This is a genomic window from Anoxybacillus sp. CHMUD, from assembly GCF_013096965.1.
GTDB lineage: Bacteria > Bacillota > Bacilli > Bacillales > Anoxybacillaceae > Anoxybacillus > Anoxybacillus kestanbolensis_A.
Map to the genome: position 1 here is coordinate 42,214 of NZ_SDLG01000017.1, position 10,503 is coordinate 52,716.

The following is a 10,503-nucleotide window of genomic DNA, read 5'->3' on the forward strand; positions in this document are numbered from 1 at the left end:
TTTTTAACGTTCAATTGGGATAGCGCCAGCTGGCACGTCGTACGGATTTTGTTTATTAATATGGTCATAAAACATAATGCCGTTTAAATGGTCAATTTCATGTTGAAATACGATCGCAGGCAATCCTTTTAAGCGCAGTTTCACCGTTTCGCCTTCAAGCGTCGTTCCGGTGACGGTAATGCGCATATAGCGCGGCACGTAACCCGGAATTGCTTCGTCTACAGACAAACAACCTTCTCCGCTCGTTAAATAGCACATCTCAACCGAATGGCTCACAATTTTCGGATTAAATAACGCATAGCTATGCAACGTTCCTTTTTCATCCGTCACATGCACCGCAATCATTCGTTTCGAGACGTTAATTTGTGGGGCAGCTAAGCCAATGCCTGGACGAAGCCCGTATGTTTTCGCTAGCTCAGGATCTTGGCTCATTTTTACATATTCCAATAAACTCGCTAAAATGCGGCGATCTTCTTCAGAAGGGGGAAGGGGAACTTCTTCCGCTACTTTTCGTAACGTCGGATGCCCATCTTTAATAATATCTTTCATCGTAATCACGTCGTTTCACTCCTTCATACATAAAGTAGACTACGTTTTATTATGGGCGATCATGCACAAAAGTGCAATCGCCTGACGAAACATACATAAACACGTTGTAAAACAGAAATAATACAGATTGAAAAAAATAAGTATAACAGATTCATAACACAGTTAAAATTTTCTAAATTTCATTTTTACATAGAACGTGTCAAGCAAACTGATTGACGAGCGTTGTCGAAAGGTGTAAACTGAAAGATGTAAAAAAACAGTTGTATTAATCGTAATTGCTTTTTTCATTAATACAGCTTTTCATACACAAACGTAGTAAAAACAAATCGTTTTTGGGCAAATTAAAAGGTGCATCATTTTACGTGTTGAAAAAGAAAGGATGAGGTGAACAACATGGGTAAAAAGCCCCTATTTGATGTGAAAAAGCAACTTGAAAAAGTCGCTGAGCAGTTTCCGACATTTCAAATTTTAAACGAAGAAGGCGAAGTCGTAAACGAAGCGGCGATGCCTGATTTAACGGATGAGCAATTGAAAGAATTAATGCGTCGCATGGTATATACGCGCGTACTTGACCAACGTTGCATTTCGTTAAACCGTCAAGGACGTCTCGGCTTCTATGCGCCAACAGCAGGACAAGAAGCGAGCCAATTAGCGAGCCATTTTGCGTTAGAAAAAGAAGATTTCATTTTACCGGGCTATCGTGACGTTCCGCAAATGATTTGGCACGGTTTACCGCTTTACCAAGCGTTTTTATTCTCGCGCGGTCATTTCCATGGCAACCAAATTCCTGAAGACGTGAACGCGTTGCCGCCGCAAATTATTATCGGTGCGCAAATTATTCAAGCAGCCGGCGTTGCGCTCGGCATGAAAAAGCGCGGTAAAAAAGCGGTTGCGGTTACATATACAGGTGACGGCGGTGCATCACAAGGGGACTTCTACGAAGGAATGAACTTCGCAGGGGCATTTAACGCGCCAGCGATCTTTATCGTTCAAAACAACCGTTTCGCGATTTCAACGCCAGTCGAAAAACAATCTGCGGCAAAAACAATCGCACAAAAAGCAGTAGCAGCTGGTATTCCGGGCATTCAAGTTGACGGAATGGACCCGCTTGCCGTGTATGTCGCAGTTCGTGACGCTCGCGAGCGTGCAATTAACGGTGGAGGACCAACATTGATTGAAACGCTTTGCTTCCGCTACGGTCCACATACGATGGCAGGAGACGACCCAACACGCTATCGTTCGAAAGAGCTTGAAAACGAATGGGAGAAAAAAGATCCGCTCGTTCGCTTCCGCAAGTTTTTAGAAAACAAAGGATTATGGAGCGAAGAAGAAGAAAATCGCGTGATCGAACAAGCGAAAGAAGACATTAAAGAAGCGATTAAGAAAGCGGACGAAACACCAAAACAAAAAGTAACAGACTTAATGTCGATCATGTACGAAGACATGCCAGCGTTCTTAAAAGAACAATACGAAATCTACAAAGAAAAGGAGTCGAAATAAGCCATGGCGCAAATGACAATGATTCAAGCAATCACGGATGCGTTGCGCGTAGAAATGCGCAAAGACCCGAACGTTCTTGTGTTCGGTGAAGACGTCGGTGTAAACGGCGGGGTATTCCGCGCGACAGAAGGATTGCAAGCGGAGTTTGGCGAAGATCGCGTATTCGACACACCGCTTGCAGAATCAGGAATCGGCGGTTTAGCGATCGGTTTAGCGTTGCAAGGATTCCGCCCTGTGCCTGAAATTCAATTTTTCGGATTCGTCTATGAAGTGATGGATTCCATTTCTGGTCAAATGGCGCGCATGCGCTATCGTTCTGGCGGCCGCTTCCATGCGCCAATTACGGTTCGCTCGCCATTCGGTGGCGGCGTACATACGCCAGAATTGCATGCTGATAGCTTAGAAGGGCTTGTCGCACAACAACCAGGATTAAAAGTTGTCATCCCATCGACACCATACGATGCGAAAGGCTTACTCATTTCAGCGATTCGCGACAACGACCCTGTCATTTTCTTAGAGCATATGAAATTGTACCGCTCGTTCCGTCAAGAAGTACCAGAAGGCGAATATACAATTCCGATCGGAAAAGCAGACATTAAACGTGAAGGAACAGACGTATCTGTCATCACATACGGTGCGATGGTACACGAGTCGTTAAAAGCGGCAGCAGAACTTGAAAAAGAAGGCATCTCTGTTGAAGTTATTGACTTGCGCACAGTTCAACCGCTAGACATTGAAACGATTATCGCATCTGTCGAAAAAACAGGTCGTGCGGTTGTTGTACAAGAAGCGCAAAAGCAAGCAGGCATTGCCGCGAACGTTGTAGCAGAAATTAACGAACGTGCAATTCTTAGCCTTGAAGCGCCAGTGTTGCGCGTTGCGGCACCAGATACAGTATATCCGTTCTCGCAAGCAGAGCCAGTCTGGTTGCCAAACTTTAAAGATGTGATTGAAACGGTGAAAAAAGTAATGACGTTTTAATGGAGGGGGCGTTCCCCTCCCCATTTAAGAAATAGGAGGTTGAGATCCATGGCATTTGAATTTAAATTACCGGATATCGGTGAAGGGATTCACGAAGGTGAAATTGTCAAATGGTTTGTAAAGCCGGGCGATGAAGTAAACGAAGACGACGTACTTTGCGAAGTGCAAAACGATAAAGCAGTTGTCGAAATTCCATCTCCAGTTAAAGGGAAAGTATTAGAAATTTTAGTGAGCGAAGGAACAGTTGCGACGGTCGGTCAAACGTTAATTAAATTTGATGCGCCAGGATACGAAAACTTAAAGTTTAAAGGCGATCATGGCGATGAGCCAAAAGTAGAAGAAAAGAAAGAAGAAGTAAAACAAGAGCAACCAGCTCAAGCGCAACCGAAAAAACGCGTCATCGCGATGCCATCAGTGCGCAAATATGCGCGTGAAAAAGGTGTCGACATTCGTCTTGTGCAAGGAACAGGCAAAAACGGCCGCGTATTAAAACAAGATATCGATGCGTACTTGGCAGGCGGTGCAGCGCCACAACCAGAAACGAAAGCACCACAAGCGGAAACAGTTGCGCCAGCACAAGAACAAAAAGCAGCACCAACACCACAACCAGTTGTTCTTGAAGGCGAGTTCCCAGAAACACGCGAGAAAATGAGCGGTATTCGTCGCGCGATCGCCAAAGCGATGGTGAACTCGAAACATACAGCTCCTCACGTCACATTAATGGACGAAGTCGATGTGACAAAACTCGTTGCGCATCGTAAGAAATTTAAAGATGTAGCAGCGCAAAAAGGCATTAAGTTAACGTTCTTACCGTATGTCGTTAAAGCGTTAACGTCTGCGCTTCGCGAATATCCAGCGCTCAACACATCCATCGATGATGCGACAGAAGAAATCGTTCATAAACATTACTACAACATCGGAATTGCAGCGGACACAGATAAAGGCTTGCTCGTTCCGGTTGTGAAACATGCCGACCGCAAATCAATTTTTGCGATCGCCAAAGAAATTAACGAGCTTGCAACAAAAGCGCGCGAAGGCAAATTAATGCCAAACGAAATGAAAGGTGCAACATGCACAATTACAAACATCGGTTCAGCAGGCGGTCAATGGTTTACACCAGTTATTAACCATCCAGAAGTAGCGATTTTAGGTATCGGCCGCATTTCAGAAAAACCGATCGTGCGCGATGGTGAAATTGTCATCGCTCCAGTATTAGCGTTGTCGTTAAGCTTCGACCACCGCATGATCGACGGTGCAACTGCACAAAATGCGTTAAATCACATTAAACGTTTATTAAACGATCCTGAATTATTATTAATGGAGGCGTAATGCGATGGTAGTAGGCGATTTCGCAATTGAAACAGAAACTCTCGTCGTCGGTGCAGGTCCCGGCGGTTACGTCGCAGCGATTCGTGCGGCGCAACTCGGCCAAAAAGTAACGATCGTTGAAAAAGGAAACCTTGGTGGAGTGTGCTTAAACGTTGGATGTATTCCATCGAAAGCGCTCATCTCTGCCGGTCATCGTTACGAAATTGCAACACATTCACAAGATATGGGTATTTTTGCAGAAAACGTAAAAGTCGACTTTTCAAAAGTGCAAGAATGGAAAGCTGGCGTCGTGAAAAAATTAACGGGTGGCGTCGAAGGATTATTAAAAGGAAATAAAGTCGACATTGTGCGCGGCGAAGCGTATTTCGTGGACGAAAATACCGTTCGCGTCATGACAGAAAATAGCGCGCAAACGTACAAATTTAAAAACGCCATTATCGCAACAGGTTCTCGTCCAATCGAGTTGCCAACGTTTAAATTTTCAAAGCGTGTGCTTGACTCGACAGGCGCATTAAACTTACCTGACATTCCAAAATCGATGGTCGTCATCGGCGGCGGTTACATCGGTACAGAATTAGGAACAGCATACGCAAACTTCGGAACGAAAATTACGATCTTAGAAGGCGCAGATGAAATTTTATCTGGCTTCGAAAAACAAATGAGCGCTGTCGTTCGTCGGCGCTTAAAGAAAAAAGGAGTAGACGTCTTTACAAACGCGCTTGCAAAAGGTGTCGAAGAGCGTGAAGACGGCGTAACGGTAACATTTGAAGTAAACGGCGAAACGAAAACAATTGATGCCGAATACGTGCTTGTCACAGTTGGTCGCCGTCCGAACACAGAAGAAATGGGACTTGAACAAATTGGCATCAAAATGACAGAACGTGGATTAATTGAAATCGACAAGCAATGCCGCACGAGCGTACCAAACATTTACGCGATCGGTGACGTTGTTGCAGGTCCACCGCTTGCGCATAAAGCGTCATACGAAGGAAAAATTGCTGCAGAAGCGATCGCTGGCCATCCGTCTGAAATTGACTACTTAGCGATTCCAGCTGTCGTCTTCTCTGACCCTGAATGCGCGTCTGTCGGTTACTTTGAAAAACAAGCGATCGAAGAAGGCATTGACGTCATTACCGCAAAATTCCCGTTCGGTGCAAACGGCCGTGCCCTTGCATTAAACGAAACAGATGGCTTCTTAAAGCTCGTCTTAACGAAAGACGATGGCGTCATTATCGGTGCACAAATCGTCGGTCCAAACGCATCCGACATGATCGCAGAGCTCGGTTTAGCGATCGAAGCTGGCATGACAGCTGAAGATATTGCGATGACGATTCATGCGCATCCAACGCTTGGAGAAATTACAATGGAAGCGGCAGAAGTGGCGCTCGGTAGCCCAATTCATATTATTAACAAATAAAAAGAGGATGGCTTCGCCGTCCTCTTTTTTCATGATTTTTTTGAGACGATCATATGATGTTCATAAGGGGTGTATGAACATGTATATCGTCTTTTTACTTCAATTACTTATTTGGAGCTTATTTTCACTCGTTGAATGGAGATCGGCCCACGATCATTTTATTTTTAAAGCATTGTTGTTTGTCATGTTTATGTATGTTGCTTTTTTGCTTGCGCTTCGGTTTCGTTTAACGAAAAAGCGCGCATGTTGGACAACCTTATTAACGATTGCCGTCTATTTCGTTTGTCGTCAGCTTTTTTGGGATTATCGTTTGTAATAATACATCACTCGCCCGTTAAATAAATGCAGTTTCCCTGCCATTCGTTTAGCGAAAAATTTACATAGTTCATTCGCTTTTCCTTTATCGCCATGCGTCGCTTGTTTTGGCAAGACAAACTCGACCGCACGCTCATGCACGCGACATTCAATCATATGATAGCGGTCATTTTTTCCAACTAACAAAATGCGGTCTTCTTTCATGACGATGTCATACGGGAAAGCGGATTCCGCGTAGTCCCAAGCGAGCTGTTCGCCCGTTTTGCGCGCGATGTCGCGAAATTGTTCGAGCAGTTGTTTGCATTGTTCTAACGTCACCGTCTCCCACGTTGATGCAGGGACAAGTTCAATTGTAGCTGTATGAGCCATTTTGTTCACGAAACTCACGCAAGGAAGCCCCTGCCTTTAGGCACGGGGAGGAATTGCGCCTTGTGCAAGTTCCGCTTCCTCCTTTCTGTAAGTATATCCATCAAATCGCTGAATGACTTGAATATATTTATAGCTGATTCCTTGTGCGATACGTTTACCGTCTTTTCCTTTGATGTCGAAATTTCCAGTCTTCCTGCATGCCACTTCACCAAACCACACGCCTTTGTATTTTCCTCTTGGAACAATAGCCTTAACCATGTCTCCTGTTTGGAAGCCAAAGAAGAACTTTTGCCTTGCAAGATAACCTCTTGGGAAGCCATATCTATCTAGGTTTGTGCGTGAACGACTACCACGCCCTTTTGCCTTGATGAATAACACTTCTTTTGTTTTGAAATACAAGTGGCTTGGCGTGCTTTCTCCAACGCAACAGGCATCAAAATAGTGTGCTTTCGGCAAACCTAAACGAATACGATTCATTTTTGTGCGTGCGCCTGTTCCGCACTCAACATCTAATCTTGCCTGCTTTAATACTTCGTATACTTTCCATCTTGTTGCGTTAATGATACTTGTGTCTTTTAATGATTCTTTGACTTGTTTTTGAATGTGTGGACAGCCAAACTCTTCTGCTGTTTGGTTTCCTTTTCTTTGGTTGCAATCTCGACATGCAAGGCAAAGGTTATCTATTCGATCTGCTCCGCCTCTCGATTTTGGAATAATATGCTCCACTTCAAGTGGAACGTTTTCTTTTCCGCAATAACAACACTTCCGTCCAAACTTTTCAAGCAAGTATTCTCTTACTTCGTATCCTTGAAGCGTGCCTTGCTGATACTCAATGCCACTGATTTCAGGATTTCGCATTAGTTGCGTGTCGAATTTGGCATTTTCGTATGATATATGCCCAATGGGGCATAACTTTTTTAGACGGCTAACCCATGTTTGGATATTTTGCACACGACTCTCTAGTGATGGCGGCAACCATCCCTCCTTTCGCTTGCGGTTCAGAAAGCGTGGTTTTCTGTATCTTGTTTTTCGATTTCGTCTTGCTCGACGAAAAGCACGCCTTTTATCTATTCTTTCTTTGATGTCTGTGCGATGGTCAAGTTGCCCTAACCATATCACTTCTTGTCCTCGCAAAATCGCTAATCCTGTATGTCTGCTTCCATAGTCGATTTTTAGCCGATATGTTGTTTTAATTTCTGATTCGTCCACTGATTTTTTCAAGATAATGGTAAATGGGAATCGTTTGTAAATCGCCGCCTTCCCTTGTTTCAACAGCTTTCTCGCAACTGCTTCGTGACAAGGAGCAAGCGGACACTTATTTGTGTCTAACACAAAAACCATAGGGTCCTCCCCTTTCCTCTGCTTACGCAGGTCATATTCTCCTCGACCATGTTATAGATGCTTGACATGTGCAAGACACTAGCGCTACCCGCCACGCTTGTTTAATCTTGCACGACAGGGGGTAGGGCTGGAGAAGCACCCCACCGTGTCATGACATCTATAACGTAGGCTCTGTTTCAAGCCTTGGTCTGGTCAACATGGGGCTTATAAGCCCACGACTTTAGTCGTTGGGTTGTTGACCTCAAACATGTTGAAATCACTTTCATTGTATCACGTACATATGTAAAAAAACAAATAATTGCGAAAATATGAATGGTACGATATAATAAAGTTTAATATACAAGAAGGAGGGAATAAGATGTTTGAAAAATTGTATGATGAGCATGAAAAAGTAAAAGTGAGGTTTGTCGGCTTTACGACAAAAGACGTCCGTTACGATTTCGGCATCGTTTATACGAATATGTTTTTTGGCAAACCACTTGTCATCTGTATGCAAACAGGCCGCTCCGCTCTCCTCGACCCGAAAGACATCGAAGACCACGACTATTTACAACGTACGTTCCGTATTGACGCGAAAGAACAAGCTGAAGATTTAGCGGAATTTCTCTCAGACATTTTACCAACGACACCTTATGCTGAACAATATGAGTAAGAGGCGTGAATTACGTCTCTTTTTTTGTTTAAATATGTCATACTAATTCCTATTGACAAAACAAATATGACATATTATTATGAAATCAGTAAAACGTTTTCAAACATTTCAAAGGAAAAGGGGTTATCGGGGATGGGTACAATTGTATGCCAAACATGCAATGCGACAATCGATCATTTTGAAGATGAAAAAGTAACGGTATTGTACGGTCAATGTTGCACATGCGATTGTGAAGACGAGGAATAACATATAGAACGGAACGAGCTTTTGGGGGATGAGGAGACATATATAGAGGGAAGGGATCGGCATAGCCGGTCTCTTTTTATTGATGAAAAAAGCGGAACTCCACACGAGCTCCGCTTTTTTCATTTCTGATGTTCTTTAATGACGCGCAACGTTCGCAACGTATCGTCTTCTGGACCTTGAACAGGTAAGCCGACTTCGATATTTTTGCGAATGTAATTTAAATTTTCTTCCGTAATAATTTCGCCCGGAATAAAAATCGGGATGCCAGGTGGATATACCATCACAAACTCCGCGATAATGCGCCCTGCCGATTCATCAAACGGCACGACTTCCGTTTCTGCATAAAACGCATCGCGCGGGGTGAGCGCAAGCACAGGAATATCTGGTAAAATCACTTCCGCTTTTTTCCCGACTTCCGCTTGATGGCGAAATTCATTCGATAAATGACGAAGCGCATCAACTAATACGTTCGTTTCCTGCTCCGTATCGCCCGGTGTAATAATACATAAAATGTTATATAAATCCGACAATTCGACTTCAATATTGTAGCGTTCACGAAGCCATTTTTCCACGTCGTAGCCAGTGAGTCCAAGCTCTTTGACTGAAATAATGAGCTTCGTCGGATCGTAATCAAACGTTGCTTCTGTCCCGAGAATTTCTTTTCCGACGCAATATAAATAGTCGATATCGTTAATTTGCTTCCGCGTTTCATTTGCCAGGCGAATCGCTTGTTCCGCAAGCTCATGTCCTTCTGTCGCAAGCCGTTTGCGCGCCACATCAAGCGAAGCGAGCAATAAGTAAGATGTTGATGTCGTCGTTAACATGCTTAAAATCGCTTGCACTCGCTTTGCCGACACAAGCCCTTCTTTCACGTTTAAAATGGAGCTTTGCGTCATCGACCCACCTAGTTTATGCACGCTCGTCGCTGCCATATCTGCCCCTGCTTGCATTGCTGATAGCGGCAAATCTTCATGAAAGTGAATGTGCACACCGTGCGCCTCGTCAACAAGAACAGGAACGCCGTATGCGTGCGCAATGTCAACGATGCGCTTTAAGTCGCCAGCAATGCCGAAGTACGTCGGGTTAATGACGAGCACCCCTTTGGCGTCGGGATGTTGCTTTAATGCCGCTTCTACCGCTTCTGGCGTAATGCCGTGTGAAATGCCAAGCTCTTTATCAATCTCAGGATGGACGAAAATCGGTGTCGCTCCTGAGAAAACGATCGCTGACATGACAGACTTATGGACGTTTCGTGGGACGATAATTTTATCCCCAGGTCCTACGACGGACATGACCATCGTCATAATCGCTCCGCTCGTTCCTTGAACGGAGAAAAACGTATAGTCCGCTCCAAACGCTTCTGCCGCAAGTTCTTGCGCGCGTTTAATCATTCCTTTTGGCTGATGTAAATCATCAAGCGGACCGATATTAATTAAATCGATCGCTAACGCATTTTCTCCAATAAAGGAGCGAAACTGCTCGTCCATGCCTGCTCCTTTTTTATGGCCAGGAATATGAAATTGAATCGGATTTTTCTTTATATGCTCTAACAGTCCGGTAAATAACGGTGTTTCATACTGTGACAATTTCGCTGTACACCTCTTTAACTTGGATTTACATAAAACAAAGTGAATTATAGCACTTCTTTATACGTTTGCAAAGATGGTTTTTTTGCTTGTTTGAGTCAAGACTTTGTGGGAGATTTTTTTCTCGACCGATTTTTTTGGTTATATATGGTTTTATAAAATCGTTATATGTAAGCGCTTTTACTTACTCTCATCCTGTAGGTATGTGCGTTTTCTCT

The 10,503-nt window shown here is 44.0% G+C and carries 11 protein-coding genes; 7 read left to right on the forward strand and 4 right to left on the reverse strand.

All coding sequences use genetic code 11. The features are described 5' to 3' along the window. Positions 1-3: 3 nt before the first annotated feature. On the reverse strand, positions 4-558 hold the full coding sequence (gene def / locus ETB99_RS11150) for a peptide deformylase (protein WP_077429540.1): 555 nt from the start codon (positions 556-558) through the stop codon (positions 4-6). Positions 559-942: 384 nt separating this feature from the next. Here def and pdhA point away from each other — a divergent pair, with 384 nt between their 5' ends. From pdhA to ETB99_RS11175, 5 genes are all read left to right on the forward strand, one after another. Beyond that, complete coding sequence (gene pdhA, locus ETB99_RS11155) at positions 943-2,049, forward strand: pyruvate dehydrogenase (acetyl-transferring) E1 component subunit alpha (protein WP_129000048.1); 1,107 nt, start codon at positions 943-945, stop codon at positions 2,047-2,049. A 3-nt stretch (positions 2,050-2,052) separates the two neighbouring features. Then, positions 2,053-3,030 carry an alpha-ketoacid dehydrogenase subunit beta gene (locus ETB99_RS11160; RefSeq protein ID WP_004891307.1) on the forward strand — a complete coding sequence of 326 codons (978 nt, stop codon included), beginning with the start codon at positions 2,053-2,055 and terminating at the stop codon, positions 3,028-3,030. 48 nt (positions 3,031-3,078) lie between these two features. Further along, the gene (locus tag ETB99_RS11165; protein ID WP_171700630.1) at positions 3,079-4,359 is read left to right on the forward strand and encodes a dihydrolipoamide acetyltransferase family protein; all 1,281 of its coding nucleotides are present in this window, start codon (positions 3,079-3,081) and stop codon (positions 4,357-4,359) included. A gap of 4 nt (positions 4,360-4,363) precedes the next feature. Beyond that, positions 4,364-5,776, forward strand: a complete 1,413-nt coding sequence (gene lpdA, locus ETB99_RS11170) for a dihydrolipoyl dehydrogenase (RefSeq protein WP_077429537.1) — start codon at positions 4,364-4,366, stop codon at positions 5,774-5,776. Positions 5,777-5,855: 79 nt separating this feature from the next. After that, entirely contained in the window at positions 5,856-6,092 is a 237-nt protein-coding gene (locus ETB99_RS11175) for a hypothetical protein (RefSeq protein WP_041638619.1), read from the forward strand. On the opposite strand, the gene ETB99_RS11180 is transcribed toward ETB99_RS11175, so the two are convergent. Both ETB99_RS11180 and iscB read right to left on the reverse strand, forming a co-directional pair. After that, a complete protein-coding gene (locus tag ETB99_RS11180; protein ID WP_077429536.1) occupies positions 6,080-6,460 on the reverse strand; it encodes a DUF1885 family protein in 381 nt (126 codons plus the stop codon). The genes ETB99_RS11175 and ETB99_RS11180 overlap by 13 nt on opposite strands. A 36-nt stretch (positions 6,461-6,496) precedes the next feature. Next, a complete protein-coding gene (gene iscB, locus ETB99_RS11185; protein WP_171700631.1) occupies positions 6,497-7,801 on the reverse strand; it encodes an RNA-guided endonuclease IscB in 1,305 nt (434 codons plus the stop codon). A gap of 358 nt (positions 7,802-8,159) precedes the next feature. On the opposite strand from iscB, the gene ETB99_RS11190 reads away from it, so the two are divergent. After that, positions 8,160-8,453 (forward strand): DUF3055 domain-containing protein, encoded by a 294-nt coding sequence (locus ETB99_RS11190; RefSeq protein ID WP_171700632.1) that lies wholly within the window; start codon positions 8,160-8,162, stop codon positions 8,451-8,453. A 132-nt stretch (positions 8,454-8,585) separates the two neighbouring features. Beyond that, positions 8,586-8,699 (forward strand): GapA-binding peptide SR1P, encoded by a 114-nt coding sequence (locus tag ETB99_RS11195; protein ID WP_003395198.1) that lies wholly within the window; start codon positions 8,586-8,588, stop codon positions 8,697-8,699. Between the two features lie 119 nt (positions 8,700-8,818). On the opposite strand, the gene ETB99_RS11200 is transcribed toward ETB99_RS11195, so the two are convergent. Beyond that, complete coding sequence (locus ETB99_RS11200) at positions 8,819-10,285, reverse strand: aminotransferase class I/II-fold pyridoxal phosphate-dependent enzyme (RefSeq protein WP_077429535.1); 1,467 nt, start codon at positions 10,283-10,285, stop codon at positions 8,819-8,821. Between the last annotated feature and the right edge of the window lie 218 nt (positions 10,286-10,503).

What these genes read in the sequence shown, in the direction of transcription:
- pdhA (WP_129000048.1), top strand. Translation starts at nt 943, where the DNA reads ATGGGTAAAAAGCCCCTATTTGATGTGAAAAAGCAACTTGAAAAAGTC.
- ETB99_RS11160 (WP_004891307.1), top strand. Translation starts at nt 2,053, where the DNA reads ATGGCGCAAATGACAATGATTCAAGCAATCACGGATGCGTTGCGCGTA.
- ETB99_RS11165 (WP_171700630.1), top strand. Translation starts at nt 3,079, where the DNA reads ATGGCATTTGAATTTAAATTACCGGATATCGGTGAAGGGATTCACGAA.
- lpdA (WP_077429537.1), top strand. Translation starts at nt 4,364, where the DNA reads ATGGTAGTAGGCGATTTCGCAATTGAAACAGAAACTCTCGTCGTCGGT.
- ETB99_RS11175 (WP_041638619.1), top strand. Translation starts at nt 5,856, where the DNA reads ATGTATATCGTCTTTTTACTTCAATTACTTATTTGGAGCTTATTTTCA.
- ETB99_RS11180 (WP_077429536.1), bottom strand. Translation starts at nt 6,460, where the DNA reads ATGGCTCATACAGCTACAATTGAACTTGTCCCTGCATCAACGTGGGAG.
- iscB (WP_171700631.1), bottom strand. Translation starts at nt 7,801, where the DNA reads ATGGTTTTTGTGTTAGACACAAATAAGTGTCCGCTTGCTCCTTGTCAC.
- ETB99_RS11190 (WP_171700632.1), top strand. Translation starts at nt 8,160, where the DNA reads ATGTTTGAAAAATTGTATGATGAGCATGAAAAAGTAAAAGTGAGGTTT.
- ETB99_RS11195 (WP_003395198.1), top strand. Translation starts at nt 8,586, where the DNA reads ATGGGTACAATTGTATGCCAAACATGCAATGCGACAATCGATCATTTT.